Here is a 20,360-nt window from a genome sequence, read left to right on the forward strand (position 1 = left end):
AAAATCATAGTAAGCTTACAGTAATCGAACTAGAGGAGGACACTTATGTTTTTAGCCTGGAATGAAATAAAACACTCGAAGTTACGTTATGGATTGGTAGTAGGAGTAATCTTTTTAATTGCTTACCTAGTATTTTTCCTGACAAGTTTAGCTAATGGCTTGGCACAGACCAATCGTTCGGCGGTTGATTCTTGGAAATCTGATTATGTCATTTTAAATGAGCAAGCTAATAAAAATCTGCGTATGTCACGCTTTTCAGTCGACTTAAAAAGTGATGTTAAAGCTGATAAAATGGCAGAATTGACACAAACTTCTGCAACAATTAAAGACAAGGAAAAAAATAAAATTAATGTCAATTTATTCGCGATTAAGCAGGATGAATTTCTACGTCCGAAGTTGAGTGAAGGAAGGCTTTTCTCAAAAACAGGAGAAGTCGTCGCTGATAGTAGCTTAAAAAAATCCTATCAATTAAAAATTGGTGACAAAATTACTCTTGGAGATAGTACTAAAAAGCTAACTATTACTGGTTTTACGGATAATGCGAGCTTTAACGTTCAGCCAGTCCTTTACATGACAAAAGAAACACAGGCAAGCGTCCTTGCGGATAATGCTCAAGTAAATACAATCAGTGCTCTTGTGATTCGTGGCAAGGTAAATCAGGTTCCTAAAGAGCTTGAGAGCATGACCACATCAACGTTTATCGAAAATCTTCCAGGTTATAAAGCTCAGAATCTGACTTTTTCCTTTATGATTGGCTTTTTGATTGTGATAGCAGCGATTGTCATTGGAATATTTATCTATATTTTGACACTGCAGAAAAAAGCAATCTTTGGTGTTTTAAAAGCGCAAGGAATTTCGAACTTTTATTTGTCAAAAATGGTTTTTGCACAGACCTTCATTTTAGCCATATTAGCGGTTAGTCTCGGCTTAGCGTTAACCCTGCTCAGTGTCGTTTTTCTACCAACATCAGTTCCTTTTCAGGTAAATCCACTCTTTTTTGCAGGAATCAGTGTGATGATGGTTCTTATCGCAGTCTTTGGCGCACTATTCTCAGTGATTAGTATCGTTAAAGTTGACCCGCTGAAAGCAATCGGTTAGGAGAATTTATGACAGCAATTGAATTAATAAAAATCAAAAAATATTTTAAAGATGGACCCGAACAAATTGAAGCTCTGAAAGAAACCAATTTGACCATTAATAAGGGAGAATTTGTAGCAGTTATTGGGCCATCAGGTTCTGGGAAAAGTACCTTTTTGACCATTATCGGTGGGCTACAATCACCCTCACAAGGAGAGGTCAGACTTAATGGTCAATCATTTAGCCAGAAAAAAGAAAAAGAACGCGCTAAAATGCGTTTTGACCAGATTGGATTTATTCTGCAAGCTTCAAACTTAGTACCATTTTTAAAAATCAAAGACCAGCTACGCTTGGTTGATAAGGTGGATAAGAAAAAGCAGCGTGAGTCGATTGATAGTCTTTTTGCTCAGCTTGGCATCACTGATATCGCAGATAAATATCCTGAAGAGATTTCTGGTGGACAAAGGCAGCGTGTCGCTATCGCTAGAGCTTTGTACAATGACCCAACTATTATCCTTGCTGATGAACCAACAGCGAGCTTGGATACTGAAAAAGCAATGGAAGTTGTCAAAATATTAGCCGATGAAGCTAAAGAAAAAAATAAAGCGGTCTTGATGGTAACGCATGACAGACGCTTGGTTGCTTATTGTGACCGACTGTTAGTCATGGAAGACGGTGTTTTGCGCGAAGAGGAGATTAGTACATTCCAGCAATAAGACCCTGTGTGCGATATAATGAAGTCAAAATTGACTGAGTTTAAAACAGGTCGTAAGTAAAGGAGACGTCATGATTACTTTTTTCTTGCAAATGCGTCGGACCATTCGTATCTTGTGGTCACATCTAAAAGATGAAGAGACTCGAGGTATAGTAGGGGTTACTGCTGTAGTGCTTTTAAGTGGTACACTTTTTTTATGCCAATGTTGAGCATTTTTCATACCTTGATGCTTTGTACTTTTCCTTTACAACCTTAACAACGATTGGTTATGGTGATATTTACCCGGTAACGGCAGTCGGCAAAATCTCCACCATGGCATACTCTGTCATTAGTCTTGGAATCATGGCAAGTTTCTTGGCTGTTGTGGTTAAGAAATTTGAGAAAATCAGATTTAAAAAGTAAATTAGTTTTGGACAAACAAAAAGCCGAAAGCGTTCAAACTTTCGGTTTTTTAATAATCAATTTTACGGTCTTCTGCGATGAGTTTTGCCATTTGTGTTGGATTTGTGATGTGAATCTGGTGACCGCATTTATCAATCATACCTTCAGCGTGCAAAGCCTTAACCATTCGTGCAATGGTCACAGAGTGCATGCCAAGGTAGCAAGCAATTTCTTGATAAGTAAAGAAAGTGTCTAAAACAAGATCGCCTTTATCGCTTGCTTCGGCTTGTTCAAGCAAGAAACGACAGAATTGAACCAAAGCAGGCTCATTTTTACTGCTGTGAAAATGTTCCATCAGATAAATATGATTTTCAGTCAGTGTATTTAGCATCAGGCTAACAACTGATGGAAATCCAAGTAATTCTTGAAATTGTCGACTTGAGATACGATAAGCAATGCACGGCCTTTTAGCCACGATTGAAAATGATTTTTTTCCATAGTAGTTTAGATGAACAGTGTTCATCAAGGGAACAAATCCAACGAATTGTTGTTTTTTAAAATAGAGGTAGGTTGTCTCTCTACCGTCAGAAGAAATAGAAGAAAGAGCACATATACCTGAGCAAAGGATATAAATATCACCGCTTGTTTCTCCAGCGATGGACTGTGCTAAATATTCACCCTTTTGAAAGGCTACACGTTCGCCGTATTGATAAAGTTCTGTAATATCTAGTGTAGATTGCATAATTGTCCTTTCTAAAAATTAACATAGGCTATAAACTACATAGTTTACGAAAAAAAAGTGTTTTTATCAAGCCAAAAAATCAGAAAAAGAGCTTAAAAATATCTTGATAATGATTTTTAAAATGACTATTTTTGCGCCAAATAAAGGTAAAATCATGACTTATGGCAGAAATATCCAAATTAATTTTTTGGAGATTACCTGCAGAAATTTCTTTTTGAACCACGCTTTGATAAACAAAACTAATTCCCAGATTTTTTTGGACCAGCTTGCAAATGGTATTTAGATTACCAATTTCAGTAATTTTATGGAAATCAGAAATGGTTAGATTGGCCTCTTTGAGCATGATTTCAAGTATTTCACGGGTACCTGACCCTTGCTCGCGCACAATGATAGGATAGGTTAGTAGGTCTTCTAAAGAATAGCTTCCGCTTGCTAGGGGTGAGCCGGGAGAAGCGACCGCGATGAAAGGTTCTGTGCGATAAGGCAGAAAATCGTATTTTTCTTTTGAAAAGAAACCTTCAATCAAGGCAAAATCAATCTGTCCATTATCAATAGCTTTTAACAGTTTCTTGGTATTATCCACCAGCATTTTGACTTGGAAATTCGGGTGATTTGCCAAAATATCCACTAAAGAATCGGTCAAAACATACTCGCCAATGGTCAAAGTAGCCCCAAAATTTAGCGGCTGTAAATCTTGCTTAAGCTGTGTCTTGAAATGCTTAATATCTGTGTCCATAGTCGTCAGCAAATCAAGCAATTCTTTGCCACTTTGTGTCAGCTGACATTGCTTGCCAGAAAAGGTAAAAAGCCTAGTTTGATACTCTGTCTCTAAAGTTTTGATATGCTTAGTGACTGCAGGTTGAGTGATATGCAATTCTTTAGCAGCTTGGGTAAAATTAAGCGTTTCGCAGACTTTCATAAAGGTAAAAACACGGTAATCAAGCATAATAATCTCCTATTATTTTTTTTATTATATCATAATAAATCATAATTTTACATTATAACTTGTCCGGGTTATAATGTTTTGTGAAAAGGAGTTTTTATTATGATGACAATTGAGAAAAAATTGCCGGGAATTATGTTTTGTGTGATTCTGGCTTTACCAGCCTGGTTTTTAGGGCATTTATTTCCACTTGTAGGAGCGCCAGTATTTGCAATTTTACTTGGGATGGTTGTGGGGAATTTTCATAACAATCGCACCCAAACCACTGATGGTATTGCTTTTACATCAAAATATGTTTTACAAGCGGCGGTTGTTTTATTAGGTTTTGGTTTAAACTTAACACAAGTTTTTAAAATTGGGACACAGTCATTGCCAATTATTATTTCAACCATTGCAGTCTCGTTGGTTGTAGCGTTTTTATTGCAAAAATGGCTAAAATTGGATAGTAATATAGCAATCTTGGTTGGTGTTGGGTCATCTATTTGTGGTGGCTCAGCTATTGCCGCAACAGCACCAGTTATTAAAGCAAAAGATGAAGAAGTCGCAAAGAGTATTTCGGTTATCTTTCTTTTCAATATCTTAGCGGCACTAATTTTTCCAACGTTGGGGGACTTACTTCACCTATCTAACCAAGGTTTTGCGCTTTTTGCGGGAACAGCTGTCAATGATACGTCATCCGTTACGGCGACCGCGACAGCTTGGGATGCTGTTCACGGGTCAAATACCTTAGATGGTGCAACAATTGTGAAATTGACTCGAACACTAGCGATTATCCCGATTACGCTTGTTTTATCATTTTACACAGCCTTCAAGGAAAGTAAAAATGGTGGAGCTTCTGAGAAAACATTCAGCCTTAAAAAAGCATTTCCAATGTTTGTGTTGTATTTCTTGTTAGCTTCAATCGTGACAACAGTAGTTAGTGGCTTAGGAATGTCTGTGGAACTCTTTGAGCAGCTCAAAGTTCTCTCAAAATTCTTTATCGTCATGGCAATGGGCGCTATCGGATTAAATACAAATCCTATCAAGTTAGTTAAAACAGGCGGTCAAGCAATCGGTGTTGGTGCAGCTTGCTGGCTTGCAATCACGTGTGTCAGTCTCTTGATGCAACATGTTTTAGGTATTTGGTAGGAGAAATTTAGATTAAAAATTCCTTAGAAAAATCTAGGGGATTTTTTGAGTTTGAAAACGTTAACAAAAAGTAATGTACTGAATGAGGTGAACTGAATGGTCATTTATTTTACAATTAGCTCGCTCTCCTTTTATTAAAATCTTATACGAAAAAGTCGTCTACTGAGCTCTTAGGCGGCTTTTTGATGTCTAAATCTCACAGCGAGCAAAGGAAAATTCTTTTTGCTATAATAAAAACATGAATGAACTGATTAAGCACAAATTGGAATTGCTTCCAGATAGCCCTGGTTGCTATATCCATAAAGATAAAAACGGCAAAATTATCTATGTCGGAAAGGCTAAAAATCTCAAGAATCGTGTGCGTAGCTACTTTCACGGCAGCCACAATACCAAGACAGAACTCTTGGTTTCTGAGATTGAAGATTTTGAATACATTGTTACTGGGTCAAATACAGAAGCCCTTCTTCTTGAAATCAATCTGATTCAAGAAAACATGCCAAAGTATAACATCAAGCTAAAAGATGACAAATCTTACCCATTCATCAAAATTACTGTGAATGAGCAGTACCCACGCTTGATGATTACCCGCCAAATCAAAAAAGATGGTGCCATGTATTTTGGACCATACCCAGATTCTGGTGCTGCGACAGAAATCAAACGTCTGCTCGACCGCATTTTCCCATTCAAGAAATGTACAAATCCTGCTAACAAGGTTTGTTTTTATTACCATTTGGGGCAATGTAAAGCTCACACAATTTGTCATGTTGACCATGATTATTTTGTTGAAATGGCGCAAGACGTCAAGAATTTTCTTGATGGCAAAGACAATAAAATCGTCGATGGCTTGAAAGACAAAATGCAAAAAGCGTCAGACATGATGGAATTTGAACGTGCGGCAGAATACCGTGATTTATTGCAAGCTATTTCAACACTTCGTACCAAACAACGTGTCATGAACCAAGATATGATGGACCGTGATATTTTTGGTTATTATGTCGACAAAGGTTGGATGTGTGTTCAGGTCTTCTTTGTTCGCCAAGGAAAACTCATCCAACGTGATGTTAATATGTTCCCGTATTACAATGACCCAGAAGAAGATTTCTTAACCTATGTCGGACAATTTTACCGAGATAGCAAGCATTTTGTGCCAAAAGAAGTCTTTATTCCTCAGGACATTGACGAAGAATTAGTTAAAGCAGTTGTTGATACCAAAGTCATCAAACCACAACGTGGTGAGAAGAAGCAGCTGGTAAATCTTGCGACAAAAAATGCGCGTGTCAGCCTGCAACAAAAATTTGACCTGCTGGAAAAAGATATCCGCAAAACACATGGCGCCATTGAAAACATCGGTGAATTACTCAATATTCCAAAACCTGTGCGCATTGAAGCCTTTGATAACTCAAATATTCAAGGAACAAGCCCAGTTGCGGGGATGGTTGTCTTTGTAAATGGAAAACCAAGTAAGAAAGATTACCGTAAATTTAAAATTAAAACTGTAGTCGGACCAGATGATTATGCCAGCATGCGTGAAGTCATTTACCGTAGATACAGTCGGGTCATGAAAGACGGTCTAACTCCGCCAGATTTGATTATCATTGATGGTGGTCAAGGTCAGGTTAATGTTGCGCGTGATGTCATTGAAAATAAACTTGGACTCGATATTCCAATCGCTGGTCTGCAAAAAAATGATAAGCACCAAACGCACGAATTGCTCTTTGGTGACCCATTAGAAGTGGTCGAATTGCCACGAAACTCTGAAGAATTCTTCTTGCTGCAGCGCATTCAAGACGAAGTGCACCGCTTTGCCATTACCTTTCACCGTCAATTGCGTAGTAAAAATTCATTCTCATCAAAACTTGATGGCATTGCTGGATTGGGACCAAAACGCAAGCAATTACTCATGAAACACTTTAAGAGCCTACCCAATATTCAAAAGGCTGATATAGACGATATTGTGAACTGTGGTATTCCACGAAATGTCGCAACTGCGATTAAAGAAAAATTAAACAAGGAGAAAGCTGTCAATGCTAACCATTAAACCGATTACTGAAGAATTTGCTGTTTGCCAAGTTGAGGATTATTCACAAGTCAATCTGGAAAATACATTTGTTTTTACTGGGGTAACAGATGACGAAAAATCACTTGTTTGTCCGATTACACTTGTCCCTGAAAATGCTTTGACAGTTGATAAGACTTGGTCAGCTTTTCGAATCGAGGGTGTTTTAGACTTTTCTTTGATTGGCATTTTATCGAAAATATCAAGTCTTTTAGCAGAAAATAATATTGGTATCTTTGCCATTTCGACTTATAACACGGATTACATTTTAACGAAAACAACGGATTTTCAAAGCGCACTCCGAGTATTAGAAGAAGCAGGATATCAGATTTTGGGATAATTTTCGCAAGAAATGAAAGGTGTTTTTGAATATAAATAAGAAAATTTCATAAAAACTTTCTTGAAATTTTCTGCTAGGATTGTAATCTATTTTAAACTGTGCTAACATGGATAGGGATTTTTTAAGGAGATATGCATGTTTAAAAAAATGAAGCAAGGCCTCTCTCAATTAAGTCAAAAGAGCACTTGGCTGCCAAGTATTGTTATTCTTGTGGTAGCTTTCTTGCTCTTGCTTCCCCAAATCATGTCTCGTGGAGTTATTGCGGGTAGTGATTTTCTCTTTCACTATAATCGTTTCTACGAGACAGCGATGCAACTTAAGACTGGAAATTTTAGCTATTTCATTTCCTTATATGGCTTTTACAGTTCAGGACGTATTGTCAATGCCTTGTATGGCCCGTATTTTGCTTATTTTCAAGGGCTTTTAGTTCTTATCAGTAAGAATTGGTATACCTACCAATTGCTATCACGTTTCTTATTAAGCGTCATTGCTGGGTTTTCGATGTATCGTTTAAATCGCAGAGCACTTGTTAAGCCAAAGATAGCTTTGGGGGTCGCAGCCTTTTACATGATGACGTTTTCGGTTCAGTACTGGACCTTTAGACAAGGTTTCTCAAGCTGGGGCGCAGCCTTTATGCCATGGTGTTTAATCCCAGCTGTTGACTTTATCAGAACGAAAAAAGTAGGTGTGCTGCGCTTGGCAGTAGCAGTGGCAGTTATGATGCAGGTGCATATGCTCAGCTGTTTCTTGCTGATTGTCGCCTACTTGCCATTTTACTTGTACGGATTTTTCAAATCTGCTGAGAAAAAAGAAGTCTTTGTTAAGGGCGTTCAAGCTGTTTTGCTTAGCCTTTTACTAACGGCAAATGTCTGGGCAGCTTTGATTGATGTTGGACGTAGCAACAATTTGGTTGAGCCATTCATCAATTCAAAATTGTACATTATGACCGTCAACCAACGCAGTATCGAGTGGTTGTTAACGCCTAAGGCGCTTGTTTTGGTACTTTTGTATCAACTGTACTTTTCATTTAGACACTGGCGTCATTTTGATCAATTGCTGCGCGCGGTGACAGGGGCATTTTTCCTTTTCTTGGTGTTATCAAGTAGTATTTTCCCTTGGTATACGGTCAACCAATTGAATCTTCCGCTGGTTAATCTGATTCAATTTCCATTTCGTTTCTTTGTGCCAGCCACTGTCTTGTTGCTTTTAGCAGCGACTATGGTTTTGGATCGTTATTTTGATAAAAAATGGTCAAAAATCGTTACTGTCGGATTGATTGTGGTCAACGTTTTAAGCCTAGCGCAGTTATCACAATTGCAGAGCGAAAAGATTGATGAGTATTACAATACTAAATACCCAATTCAACGTAAGAAGCATACCTTTATCTGGGGAAATCCTGCCGATGTACGAGCAAGTTTTTATGATTCAGATAAATTTAAACTGCTGGATATTGTGTCAAAATCAACGCCTGATTACTTGCCGGCTGACAAATCAAACAAAGAAAACAAGTATGTCTTGTATGAAGAATTTGTCTTAGGTCATACTGATTTATTCAAAAAAACACAAGGGGATAATGAGCTAACCTTCACTTGGTATGCGGATACCAGCGATTGGGCGATTATCCCAGCTGTTAAGTATAAGGATACTGAGTTGACGCTTAACGGCAAAAAACTGAGTGATAAGGATTATTCTTTATCTGGTATTGGGACACCAACCGTGATGCAAAAAGCAGGAAAAAACACGCTAACAATTACCTACCACATCAGCACTTGGTTTAAGGCATTGATTGTCGTGAACATCCTCTCATGGCTAGCAACCCTCGCTTACCTCATCAAGAAAAAACGATGAAATAATAACTGATAACCAGAACGTAAATGAACTTAATTCTTTAGGTTATTGTTATCACGATTAGATTGCAGGATTGTTTGCGAGTGAAACGAGCAACAAAAAGATACTTTCTGCCGTGGTGAAAGTTGCTGTAATTCTGCTAAATTCAGCCACCGGGAAGTTTTGAGACTTTAGGCTCAAAACTTAGGCATGGAATTCCGTAGGAAGTCACTGCCGACCACACCACCTAAGGAAAGTATCAAAAAAGATTTTATCTTAAGATCAGAACGCAAGTTCTGGTTTTTCTTTTTAAGTCGACTTAATTTTTAGGCCAGCAGCCGTGCAAAATAGCTGTAAACTCTTCCAAAAAATGATAAAATAAAAGAGCATAGAATTAAAAAAGGAGGGTCGCTTATGAAATTTCTTGAATTGAACAAAAAGCGCCATGCCGTCAAAACTTTCAATGACAAACCCGTAGACTATAAAGATTTGCGTACTGCTATTGAAATTGCTACCTTAGCACCTAGTGCTAATAACATTCAACCATGGAAAATTGTGATTGTTGAAGAGAAAAAAGCAGAACTGGCTGAACATCTCCCAGATATTAACAAAAAACAAGTTGAAGAAGCTCAATATGTTGTGGCACTCTTTACAGATACTGATTTAGTGCAACGCTCTCGCAAGATTGCTCGCATTGGTGTCAAATCATTGGACAATGCTAAGCTAGAATATTATATGGAAACTTTGCCAGCACGTTATGCAGAATATGATAACAAACGTAAAGGCGAATACCTAGCACTCAATGCTGGTATTTTTGCGATGAATCTGGTTCTAGCTTTGACTGACCAAGGTATCTCATCAAATATTATTCTTGGTTTTGATAAATCTCTGCCAAATGACATTCTAGAAATTGACAAACGTTTCCGTCCAGAACTTTTGATAACAGTTGGTTACAGCGATGATAAACCAGAACCAAGTTATCGTTTGCCAGTGGATGAAATCATCGAACGTCGATAAGCAGAACTTTTTAAGCTTTATGCATAAAACTTAGTGAAGAATTTACCAAACTAGGTTTACAAATCTTAAAATATGAGTTACTATTGGTAAGTTGGCTCAAAAGATAAAATGACGTGGCTTTTCTGTGAAAGAGAAGCTACATATATGGAGGAGTTATAAGAAATGACAGTAGACTTTAAAGCAGAAGTTGAAAAACGTAAAGATGCCATGATGGACGACCTCTTTGCACTTTTGCGTATCAACTCTGAACGTGATGATAGCAAAGCTGACAAAGAACACCCATTTGGACCTGGTCCAGCAAAAGCTTTGGAACACTTCCTTGCAATGGCTGAACGCGATGGTTACAAAACTCGTAACATTGACAACTATGCTGGTGACTTTGAATTTGGTGAAGGTGACGAAGTACTTGGTATCTTTGCTCACTTGGATGTTGTGCCAGCAGGTAGCGGTTGGGATACAGATCCTTACGAACCAGTTATCAAAGACGGACGTCTTTATGCGCGTGGATCATCAGATGATAAAGGTCCTACAATGGCATGTTACTATGCCCTAAAAATCATCAAAGATCTTGGTCTTCCAGTATCTAAACGTGTTCGTTTCATCGTTGGTACTGACGAAGAATCAGGTTGGGGCGATATGGAATACTATTTCGCACATAACGGTTTGAAAGATCCTGATTTCGGATTCTCTCCAGATGCTGAATTCCCAATCATCAACGGTGAAAAAGGTAACATTACTGAATACCTTCACTTCGCTGGTGAAAACAACGGAGCTTTCACTTTGAATACTTTTGAAGCTGGCCTTCGTGACAACATGGTTCCAGAATCAGCAACAGCAGTATTTACAGCAGACAGTACTTTGGCTAAACTTCAAGAAAAACTTGCTGCTTTTGCGGCTGCTGAAGATCTTAAAGCTGAGCTTGTTCAAGAAGGTGACGCTTTCCGCGCTACAGTAATCGGTAAATCAGCTCACGGTTCAACTCCAGAAATTGGTCTTAACGCTGCAACTTACCTTGCTAAATTCTTGGATCAATTTGCTTTTGATGGCGCAGCTAAAGTTTACCTTGATACAACAGCTAACGTTCTTCACAAAGATTTCGCTGGTGAAAACCTTGGTGTTGCTTACACTGATGCGAAAATGGGTGCACTTAGCATGAACGCTGGTGTCTTCAAATTTGACCGCAACTCAGATGACAACACAATCACACTTAACTTCCGTTACCCACAAGGTACTGACTCTCAAACAATCAAAGCTGAACTTGAAAAACTTAACGGTGTAACTAAAGTGACTCTTTCAGATCACGAACACACACCTCACTACGTTCCAGCTGATGACCCATTGGTATCAACACTTCTTTCAGTTTACGAAAAACAAACTGGTTTGAAAGGCTACGAACAAGTTATCGGTGGTGGTACATTCGGTCGTCTTCTTAAACGTGGTGTTGCCTTTGGTGCTATGTTCCCAGATTACGTAAACACAATGCACCAAGCAAATGAATTTGCTGATGTTGAAGACCTTTACCGTGCAGCTGCTATCTACGCTGAAGCACTTTACGAATTGATCAAATAATCATTAACCTTTGAAAAGAAGAGAATTTTTTGCGAAATTGTGAAAAGCTCTTCTTTTTTTATACATGAAAACGAGATTTTTTAGGAGATTTTATGGTAAAAGCGAATTCTTTGCGTGTTGAGAAGATTTTGAAATCTGTTTTAATGCCAAATGAAGAACTGATAGGCATGTACCAAAGCAAGAAGAGCAAGTCTGTTTATGCTTGTGTCTTAACTAGTGATTTAAAAGATATTAATTAGTACCAGTTTGACTTATCTAGGCGCTATTTGCCTAAACATGATAAAGATGGTTCAGAAATTGAGCGTGTTTGGCTAAACTATAATATTTCCGTTTTTCAGACTGGGATGTCACGCCCGATTTATCCTGATGTCAGATATTATCAAAAGCCAAAACAAACTTTTTTGAAGTTTAAGTAGTATCTGCAGCGCTTTTTAAACCGTCTGCGCAGCTTATTTTTCAAAATCATAAAGACATCTGATAAAAATCCTGCTAAGGAAGAATTAGCTGATAAGCAAAATGCTTCTCTGAAGCAAGAGCCAACGCAAAAGTGGACTAAAAAAGAGAAGATAGCTTTTGAGCCAAAACGAAATCAGGTGAAGATGGCAGGGGTAGTTGACAATCAAAGCTTGTCTGCTTTAATGAGCCTAAGAGATGAGCTACCAAAAGAATAGGAAGAAGTGATATGTATGGATAGTTATGAGCGACTAGTCGCTGATATTATGGCTGATGAGCAAAATGCAGCTTATACTGAGCAAGGAATTAGACCACTTTTTACGGTTCCAAAAACTGCCAGAATCAATATCGTTGGTCAAGCACCAGGTATTCGTGCTCAAGAATCAGGGCTGTATTGGAATGACCCGAGTGGTGATAATTTGCGGAGATGGCTTGGCGTTGACCGTGAAATTTTCTATGAATCTGGACTTTTTGCGGTGGTACCTATGGATTTCTATTTTCCTGGCAAGGGTAAGTCAGGTGATTTAGCTCCACGAAAAGGTTTTGCGGATAAATGGCATAAGCGTACTCTGGATTTGGCACCAAATATTGAATTGCACATCTTGGTTGGGTCATATGCGCAGCGCTATTATCTCCAACAAAAATCATCTGCAAAGCTGACTGAAACTGTTAAGCATTACAAAGATTACTTGCCTGAATTTTTCCCAGTGGTGCACCCATCTCCGCGAAATAATATATGGCAACGCAAAAATCCTTGGTTCGAACAAGAAGTTATTCCAGATTTGCAGAAACGTGTCAGAGAAATTCTTAAAAAATAAAAAAACTCGCCAATGTTTGGCGAGTTTTTGTTGTTATTTTCCAAGACAGAATTGGGTGAAGAGTTGGTTGATGAGTTCGTCTGGCGCAGCATCACCAGTGATTTCACCAAGAATTTCCCAACAACGTGTCAAATCAATTTGAAGAAGGTCAACAGGCATTCCCATTTCAAGTCCTTCATTGACAGATTGTAAGCTTTGAACAGCTTTTTCAATCAATGAAATGTGACGAGCATTTGAAAGGTAAGTCGCATCTTTTTCAACGATTCCAGCATTGTCAAAGAAAAGTTGGTTGATGCGTTCTTCAATTAAATTAATGTTTTCATTTTTAAGAACAGAAATGCGAATCACATCGTCTGGCAATTGGTCAGCCTCGATTTTTTCTGGCAAATCTGTTTTGTTAAGTAAAATAATGCGGTTGCTGTCTTTGCTGAGTTCAAGAAGTGCACGGTCTTGATCAGTCAAAGGTTCAGAACTATTGAGTACAAGAAGTACTAAATCAGCTTCCTCAAGAGCTTTTTTAGAACGTTCAACACCGATTTTTTCAACCACGTCGTCAGTTTCACGGATACCAGCTGTATCGACTAGTTTCAAAGGAACACCTTTGATGTTGACGTATTCTTCGATAACGTCACGTGTTGTCCCTTCAATATCAGTAACGATTGCTTTGTCTTCGCGAAGCAAATTGTTCAAAAGACTAGATTTTCCAACGTTTGGACGACCAATGATAGCAGTAGAAAGACCTTCACGAAGGATTTTACCACGACGTGCTGTGCGCAAAAGGTTTTCCAAAAGTGATTGGAATTCTTGCGTTTTTTCATGGATAAGTGCTGTTGTCATTTCTTCGACATCGTCGTACTCCGGGTAATCAATGTTAACCTCAACTTGAGCAAGAGTGTTTAGAATTTCTTGGCGCGTGTCGTTGATGAGTTTTGATAGGGAACCATCAAGCTGTTTAACAGCGATGTTCATGGCTTTATCAGTTTTAGCACGGATAATATCCATGACAGCTTCAGCTTGAGTCAAGTCAACACGACCATTCAAGAAAGCACGTTTTGTAAATTCACCAGGTTCAGCAAGACGAGCACCATGTCGCAAGACAAGTTGCAAAATCTCATTAGTGACAGCCACACCACCGTGTGTGTTGATTTCGATGACATCTTCACGGGTAAATGTTTTTGGTGAAAGCATGACAGATACCATAACTTCATCAAGAATTTCATCGTTGTCAGGGTCAACAATATGACCATAGTTGATAGTGTGAGAGTCGACTTTACTTAGGTCTTTACCGCGATAGACTTTTTTGGCAATATCTAGCGCGTCAGTACCAGAGAGTCGGACAATTCCAATTGCCCCTTCACCAAGCGGTGTTGAAATTGCGGCAATCGTATCGAATTCCTTAGTAATCATTCGTATTCATTCCAATCTATTTCTTTAAGTATTATTTTCAAAAAATATCTTATTTAATTGTAACGCAAATAGAACATTCAAGCAATAGAAGAGGGTTGAAAGACGCCTGAAACTCTATAAATTTTGAGTAATTCAATCTAGCTAAAACACCCCAAGTCATGGTATAATGGTTAGTTAGAAATAGGTATATTTGTTTTACATATAAATTTAGGTGAGGTTGTTATGGAAAAACTTAAAAAAATGGCTGGGGTGACTGCTGCCCAGTATGTTAAAGATGGCATGGTTGTTGGACTTGGAACAGGTTCAACTGCGTATTTCTTCGTTGAAGAAATCGGACGCCGTATGAAAGAAGAAGGACTTAAAGTTGTTGGTGTTACAACTTCAAGCCAAACAACTGCTCAAGCAGAAGGTCTTGGTATTCCTTTGAAAGCCGTTGATGACATCGATGTTATTGATGTAACCGTTGATGGTGCTGACGAAGTTGATAAAAACTTCAACGGTATCAAAGGTGGCGGCGGAGCCCTTCTTATGGAAAAAATCGTTGCTACACCAAGTAAAGAATATATCTGGGTTGTTGACGAATCTAAGATGGTCGACAAACTTGGTGCTTTCAAATTGCCTGTAGAAGTCGTACAATATGGTGCTGACCGCATTTTTCGTGAATTTGAGAAAAAAGGTTACAAACCATCATACCGTATGGCAGATGGCGAACGCTTTGTGACTGATATGAAAAACTACATCATTGATCTTGACCTTGGCGTGATTGAAAATCCAGTTGAATTTGGTAAAGAATTGAAAGCTATGGTTGGTGTCGTTGAGCACGGTCTTTTCAATGGTATGGTTAACAAAGTCATCGTTGCTGGTAAAGACGGCGTTAAAATTCTAGAAGCTAAATAAGATAGTTTACAGGAGATATTTTGACTGGATCAGCCGATAGTCTCCTGTTTGCATGTTATCGTCATTATGATTTCTAATCGATTTGATTAGGAGGTTTTGGGTGCCAACCGTAACCACCCTAGAGTAGGAAAACTATGTCAACATTTAATCGTATTCATCTTGTCGTACTTGATTCTGTCGGAATCGGTGCTGCACCAGATGCTAACAACTTTGTCAACGCTGGCGTGCCAGATGGTGCATCAGATACACTTGGTCACATTTCAAAAACTGTAGGACTTAATGTTCCAAACATGGCTAAAGTTGGTCTTGGAAATATTCCTCGTGAAACTCCTCTAAAAACAGTTCCAGCTGAAGCTCAACCAACAGGTTATGCCACTAAACTTGAAGAAGTTTCTCTTGGTAAAGACACAATGACTGGTCACTGGGAAATCATGGGTCTTAACATTACAGAACCATTTGATACATTCCTTGATGGATTCCCAGAAGAAATTTTAACTAAAATCGAAGAATTTTCAGGACGTAAAGTCATTCGTGAAGCTAACAAACCTTACTCAGGTACTGCAGTTATCGATGATTTCGGTCCACGTCAAATGGAAACTGGCGAGTTAATCATCTACACATCAGCTGACCCAGTACTTCAAATCGCTGCTCACGAAGATGTAATCCCAGTAGAAGAGCTTTACAAAATCTGTGAATACGCCCGTTCAATCACACTAGAACGTCCAGCTCTTCTTGGTCGTATCATTGCACGTCCATACGTTGGTGAACCTGGTAATTTTACACGTACAGCAAACCGTCATGACTATGCCTTGTCACCATTTGGTCCAACAGTTTTGAATAAATTGGCTGATGCTGGTATTCCAACATACGGTGTTGGTAAAATCAATGATATCTTCAACGGTTCAGGTATCACAAACGACATGGGACACAACAAATCAAACATGCACGGTGTTGATACCCTTCTTAAAACAATGCAATTGCCTGAATTCACAAAAGGCTTGTCATTTACAAACTTAGTTGACTTTGATGCCATGTACGGTCACCGTCGTAACGCTCAAGGTTACCGTGATTGCCTTGAAGATTTTGACAAACGCATGCCAGAAATCTTGGAAAATATGAAAGAAGATGACCTTCTTCTAATCACTGCTGACCACGGTAATGACCCAACTTACACTGGTACAGACCACACTCGTGAATACATTCCATTGTTGGCATACAGCCCAGCATTTAAAGGAAACGGTGTCTTGCCAGTTGGTCATTTTGCAGATATCTCAGCAACAATTGCTGAAAACTTTGGTGTTGAAAAAGCAATGATTGGTCAATCATTCTTAGATAAATTAGTATAAGAGGTAATTATGTCTACAATTATTGAAAAAATTGAAGAAGCACGTCAGTTTTTAGTGTCACAAGCGTGTGACGCCCCAGAATTTGGACTTATTCTTGGTTCAGGTCTTGGTGAATTGGCTGAAGAAATCGAAAATGCTGTTGTTATTCCTTACGAAAAAATCCCAAACTGGGGTAAATCAACAGTTGCTGGTCACGCTGGTCAATTGGTTTATGGTGACCTTGGTGGTCACAAAGTTCTTGCTCTTCAAGGACGTTTCCATTTCTACGAAGGAAATCCAATGGAATTGGTGACTTTCCCAGTGCGCGTGATGAAAGCTCTTGGTTGTAAAGGTCTTATCGTAACAAATGCTGCTGGTGGTATCGGCTTTGGTCCTGGTACATTGATGGCAATTTCTGACCACATCAACATGACTGGTCAAAACCCATTGATTGGTGCTAACCTTGATGACTTCGGACCTCGTTTCCCAGATATGTCAGATGCTTACACTGCTGAATACCGCGCAATCGCTCACAAAGTTGCTGAAAAAATCGGTATCAAACTTGACGAAGGTGTTTACCTTGGCGTGTCAGGTCCTTGTTATGAAACACCTGCTGAAATCCGCGCCTTCCAAACACTTGGTGCTGACGCTGTTGGTATGTCAACAGTTCCTGAAGTTATCGTTGCCGCTCACTCAGGTTTGAAAGTCTTGGGAATCTCAGCTATCACAAACCACGCAGCAGGTTTCCAAAGCTCACTTAACCACGAAGAAGTTGTCGCAGTTACACAACAAATCAAAGAAGACTTCAAAACACTTGTCAAATCAGTTTTGGCAGAACTATAATTTAGGAAATTTGCCTTAAAACGTATTTAAAAAATATTTTTTAGATGCATTTACAAAATAATCGATTTAAACATTTTAACTACTGTTTACCTTTTGGAGGAGTGCTGATTTTAACAGCTTTAATAGCTGGTTTAGGTGGCATTTTACTTCATGAATTTTTAGACTTAATTGAGTATCTAGTTTTTGGTCACGGCGAGGCATCGACTACTCAAGCAGTTTCGACTAAGCAGTTCATTTTGATTGTCCTTGCAGGGATTATCTCAGCAATTCTCTGGTATTTTTTACAACGAAAAAATCGTCAGATTATTTCTGTCAAATCTCAGATGAAAGCTGAAAATCCAGCATCGAGACAACCAAAACTTTGGATTCACTTGACCAATATTTTCTTGCAAGTTGCCTCTGTCGGTGCAGGCTCACCAATCGGAAAAGAAGGAGCACCTCGCGAGCTTGGTGCGTTGGGAGCTGGACGTGTATCTGACTACTTGAAACTAACCTTACAAGATAGAAAGCTCGCAATTGCTTGTGGGGCTGCGGCTGGTCTTGCAGCAGTTTATCAAGTACCAATTGCCAGTATCTTTTTCGCCTTTGAAACGCTTGGGTTGGGAATTTCAGTTCTTAATCTGATTTCTGTCTCAGTAACGACGATTTTAGCAAGCCTTATAGCTGGAGTAGTCATTTCAGATGCTCCACTTTATGAGGCTGCTCAAGTAACGCTGGATGTAAAGACTGCTATTTTGGCGATTGTTCTTGCGGTTCTCATCTCGCCGATAGCGCAGCTATTTCGCAGACTTACCCAAAAAGCACAAGCACAAAAAGCGACTGATTGCACCATCTTATGGCGCTTACCACTGACTTTTCTACTATTAGCCAGTTTATCGCTTGTTTTTCCTGAGATTTTAGGAAATGGCGGAGCTATGGCGCAAGGTGTATTTGATGGTATGACTGTTCAGTATGCTGCTGTGATTGTTGTCGTTAAGGCGTTTGTGGTCTTGCTGACGCTAAAAAATGGCGCTTACGGTGGAACCTTGACTCCCTCATTTTCAATGGGAGCAGTTCTGGGATTTCTTGGTGCTGTGCTTTGTAGCCAAATCTTTCCCACTATTTCACTAGCCTCAGCTAAGCTCATCGGCTCAAGTGTATTCTTAGCAATCACAATGAATGCACCGCTGACAGCAGTAGGCTTAGTCGTCTCGTTTACAGGTCAACAACTTCAAGCTCTTCCAATCTTATTGATTGCAGTAGCGGTAGCTATTTTTATAAAACATCTCATTGAAAGGAATTCTTATGTCAATCCATATTGAAGCCAAACAAGGCGAAATCGCAGATAAAATCTTACTTCCGGGAGACCCACTCCGTGCAAAATTCATCGCTGAAAACTTCCTAGAAGATGCTGTATGTTTTAACAACGTTCGCGGAATGCTGGGCTTCACAGGAACTTACAAAGGTGAACGTGTTAGCGTTATGGGAACAGGTATGGGAATGCCTTCAATCTCAATCTACGCAACTGAACTTATCCAATCTTACGGCGTTAAAAAACTAATCCGTGTTGGTACAGCTGGTTCACTTAACAAAGACGTTCACGTGCGTGAACTTGTTCTTGCTCAAGCAGCAGCAACAACTTCAAGTATGATTAAAAACGAATGGCCACAGTATGATTTTCCACAAATTGCTGATTTCACCTTGCTTGACAAAGCCTATCATATTGCACAAGACCTTGGAATGACAACCCACGTTGGTAGTGTTTTGTCTGTTGATGCATTTTACTCAGATTTTGCTGAAAACAACATCAAACTTGGTCAACTTGGCGTGAAAGCCGTTGAGATGGAAGCTGCTGCACTTTACTATCTCGCTGCCAAACACGGTGTTCAAGCACTTGGTATCATGACAATCTCTGATAGCTTGGTTGCTGACGAAGACACAACAGCTCAAGAACGTCAAACAACTTTCACAGACATGATGAAAGTTGGTCTTGAGACTCTTATTGCTGATTAATGCAAGAAATATACGAGACGATAGACATCCTTTTGGATGTCTATGCTTATAATCACGCTTGGAAAATAGCAGAGCAGCATGCAGATTTTCCATCGACAAGTCGCTATCTTTTAGAAATGCTAAAAGAGCGTCGTGAATTAAACGTTGATTTCCTTTTTGCTCATCAATCTGAAAACAAGGCTATTTGGCGTCAGTATGATTTTGATTTGATTACGAATCATAGGCAAGAAGAACAATTGGCCAACTATATCATGGACCTAGAAGCGAAAATTAGAAATGGTAATATCATTGATTTTGTCCGCTCAGTTAGTCCTATTCTATACAGACTCTTTTATCGCTTAGCAAAGCGTGAGATTCCTAATCTAGAAGAGTTTATCCATGATGCTAAAAATGATCAGTATGATACTTGGCTTTTTACAGAAATGAAGCAGAGCGACTATCCTATTTTTCATAAGTATTTGGTGATTCGCCGTGATGCAAAGGTGACGTCTCGTAGTTTAGCAGAGCTCTTGCAATACAGTCAGTTGCCAGATCATATTAAAAACTTAATCACAGAGCTTCGTCAATTTGAGAAATCTGTCCGAAACCCTCTTGCTCATCTGATTAAAGCATTTGATGAAGAAGAACTTCATCGCACAACGAATTTCTCATCGCAAGCCTTTCTAGATAAAATCATTGATTTAGCCATTTATGCAGGCATTAAATATGACACAAAGACTTTCTATTTTGACAAAATCAATGAGATAATAAAGCATGAATTAAGACAATGAAGCATAAAAAGTTCTTGGACTCTGTCCAAGAACTTTTTATTTATCAAATTGTACTTCTCC

General features: G+C 38.9%; 20 protein-coding genes. 17 read left to right on the forward strand and 3 right to left on the reverse strand.

Annotated features, from left to right (window positions below; all coding sequences use genetic code 11):
- Positions 1-45 precede the first annotated feature (45 nt).
- The 3 genes from HMPREF0819_RS01325 to HMPREF0819_RS01335 all read left to right on the forward strand — a co-directional run bounded on the left by HMPREF0819_RS01325 (position 46) and on the right by HMPREF0819_RS01335 (position 2,194).
- Positions 46-1,098 carry an ABC transporter permease gene (locus HMPREF0819_RS01325; protein ID WP_004231284.1) on the forward strand — a complete coding sequence of 351 codons (1,053 nt, stop codon included), beginning with the start codon at positions 46-48 and terminating at the stop codon, positions 1,096-1,098.
- Between the two features lie 8 nt (positions 1,099-1,106).
- Positions 1,107-1,793, forward strand: a complete 687-nt coding sequence (locus HMPREF0819_RS01330) for an ABC transporter ATP-binding protein (RefSeq protein ID WP_004231287.1) — start codon at positions 1,107-1,109, stop codon at positions 1,791-1,793.
- A gap of 179 nt (positions 1,794-1,972) precedes the next feature.
- Complete coding sequence (locus tag HMPREF0819_RS01335; protein WP_004231289.1) at positions 1,973-2,194, forward strand: potassium channel family protein; 222 nt, start codon at positions 1,973-1,975, stop codon at positions 2,192-2,194.
- 49 nt (positions 2,195-2,243) lie between these two features.
- Here the strand turns inward: HMPREF0819_RS01335 and HMPREF0819_RS01340 are convergent, their stop codons facing one another.
- Together HMPREF0819_RS01340 and HMPREF0819_RS01345 are read right to left on the reverse strand one after the other, a co-directional pair.
- Positions 2,244-2,915: a Crp/Fnr family transcriptional regulator gene (locus HMPREF0819_RS01340; RefSeq protein WP_004231292.1), complete on the reverse strand. Its 672-nt coding sequence runs from the start codon at positions 2,913-2,915 to the stop codon at positions 2,244-2,246.
- A gap of 79 nt (positions 2,916-2,994) precedes the next feature.
- Positions 2,995-3,861 carry a LysR family transcriptional regulator gene (locus tag HMPREF0819_RS01345; RefSeq protein ID WP_004231295.1) on the reverse strand — a complete coding sequence of 289 codons (867 nt, stop codon included), beginning with the start codon at positions 3,859-3,861 and terminating at the stop codon, positions 2,995-2,997.
- Positions 3,862-3,960: 99 nt separating this feature from the next.
- Here HMPREF0819_RS01345 and HMPREF0819_RS01350 point away from each other — a divergent pair, with 99 nt between their 5' ends.
- The 8 genes from HMPREF0819_RS01350 to HMPREF0819_RS01380 all read left to right on the forward strand — a co-directional run bounded on the left by HMPREF0819_RS01350 (position 3,961) and on the right by HMPREF0819_RS01380 (position 13,066).
- Positions 3,961-4,986, forward strand: coding sequence for a YeiH family protein (locus tag HMPREF0819_RS01350; RefSeq protein WP_004231297.1), 1,026 nt, complete (start codon positions 3,961-3,963; stop codon positions 4,984-4,986).
- Positions 4,987-5,224: 238 nt separating this feature from the next.
- Positions 5,225-7,024, forward strand: a complete 1,800-nt coding sequence (gene uvrC, locus HMPREF0819_RS01355; protein ID WP_004231299.1) for an excinuclease ABC subunit UvrC — start codon at positions 5,225-5,227, stop codon at positions 7,022-7,024.
- On the forward strand, positions 7,011-7,382 hold the full coding sequence (locus HMPREF0819_RS01360; protein WP_004231301.1) for an ACT domain-containing protein: 372 nt from the start codon (positions 7,011-7,013) through the stop codon (positions 7,380-7,382). The genes uvrC and HMPREF0819_RS01360 overlap by 14 nt, the downstream gene beginning before the upstream one ends.
- Before the next feature lie 135 nt (positions 7,383-7,517).
- Positions 7,518-9,230, forward strand: a complete 1,713-nt coding sequence (locus HMPREF0819_RS01365; protein ID WP_004231304.1) for a hypothetical protein — start codon at positions 7,518-7,520, stop codon at positions 9,228-9,230.
- A gap of 393 nt (positions 9,231-9,623) precedes the next feature.
- Positions 9,624-10,226, forward strand: a complete 603-nt coding sequence (locus HMPREF0819_RS01370; protein ID WP_004231306.1) for a nitroreductase family protein — start codon at positions 9,624-9,626, stop codon at positions 10,224-10,226.
- Between the two features lie 162 nt (positions 10,227-10,388).
- Positions 10,389-11,795 (forward strand): dipeptidase PepV, encoded by a 1,407-nt coding sequence (pepV, locus tag HMPREF0819_RS01375; RefSeq protein WP_004231307.1) that lies wholly within the window; start codon positions 10,389-10,391, stop codon positions 11,793-11,795.
- A 92-nt stretch (positions 11,796-11,887) separates the two neighbouring features.
- A complete protein-coding gene (locus tag HMPREF0819_RS08865; protein ID WP_004231309.1) occupies positions 11,888-12,034 on the forward strand; it encodes a hypothetical protein in 147 nt (48 codons plus the stop codon).
- A gap of 447 nt (positions 12,035-12,481) precedes the next feature.
- On the forward strand, positions 12,482-13,066 hold the full coding sequence (locus tag HMPREF0819_RS01380) for a uracil-DNA glycosylase family protein (protein WP_004231313.1): 585 nt from the start codon (positions 12,482-12,484) through the stop codon (positions 13,064-13,066).
- A 33-nt stretch (positions 13,067-13,099) separates the two neighbouring features.
- Here HMPREF0819_RS01380 and mnmE read toward each other — a convergent pair whose 3' ends face one another.
- Complete coding sequence (mnmE, locus tag HMPREF0819_RS01385; RefSeq protein ID WP_004231315.1) at positions 13,100-14,473, reverse strand: tRNA uridine-5-carboxymethylaminomethyl(34) synthesis GTPase MnmE; 1,374 nt, start codon at positions 14,471-14,473, stop codon at positions 13,100-13,102.
- Positions 14,474-14,695: 222 nt separating this feature from the next.
- Here mnmE and rpiA point away from each other — a divergent pair, with 222 nt between their 5' ends.
- The 6 genes from rpiA (at position 14,696) to HMPREF0819_RS01415 (ending at position 20,300) form a co-directional block, all read left to right on the forward strand.
- On the forward strand, positions 14,696-15,370 hold the full coding sequence (rpiA, locus tag HMPREF0819_RS01390; protein WP_004231316.1) for a ribose-5-phosphate isomerase RpiA: 675 nt from the start codon (positions 14,696-14,698) through the stop codon (positions 15,368-15,370).
- A 134-nt stretch (positions 15,371-15,504) separates the two neighbouring features.
- The gene (locus HMPREF0819_RS01395) at positions 15,505-16,716 is read left to right on the forward strand and encodes a phosphopentomutase (protein ID WP_004231321.1); all 1,212 of its coding nucleotides are present in this window, start codon (positions 15,505-15,507) and stop codon (positions 16,714-16,716) included.
- Between the two features lie 9 nt (positions 16,717-16,725).
- A complete protein-coding gene (locus HMPREF0819_RS01400) occupies positions 16,726-17,538 on the forward strand; it encodes a purine-nucleoside phosphorylase (protein ID WP_004231324.1) in 813 nt (270 codons plus the stop codon).
- A 101-nt stretch (positions 17,539-17,639) separates the two neighbouring features.
- Positions 17,640-18,839 carry a chloride channel protein gene (locus HMPREF0819_RS01405; RefSeq protein ID WP_237393036.1) on the forward strand — a complete coding sequence of 400 codons (1,200 nt, stop codon included), beginning with the start codon at positions 17,640-17,642 and terminating at the stop codon, positions 18,837-18,839.
- Positions 18,823-19,530 carry a purine-nucleoside phosphorylase gene (gene deoD / locus HMPREF0819_RS01410; protein WP_004231328.1) on the forward strand — a complete coding sequence of 236 codons (708 nt, stop codon included), beginning with the start codon at positions 18,823-18,825 and terminating at the stop codon, positions 19,528-19,530. The genes HMPREF0819_RS01405 and deoD overlap by 17 nt, the downstream gene beginning before the upstream one ends.
- The gene (locus HMPREF0819_RS01415; protein ID WP_004231331.1) at positions 19,530-20,300 is read left to right on the forward strand and encodes a hypothetical protein; all 771 of its coding nucleotides are present in this window, start codon (positions 19,530-19,532) and stop codon (positions 20,298-20,300) included. The genes deoD and HMPREF0819_RS01415 overlap by 1 nt, the downstream gene beginning before the upstream one ends.
- Positions 20,301-20,360 lie beyond the last annotated feature (60 nt).

Source organism: Streptococcus equinus ATCC 9812 (assembly GCF_000187265.1).
In the GTDB taxonomy this organism is placed as follows: domain Bacteria; phylum Bacillota; class Bacilli; order Lactobacillales; family Streptococcaceae; genus Streptococcus; species Streptococcus equinus.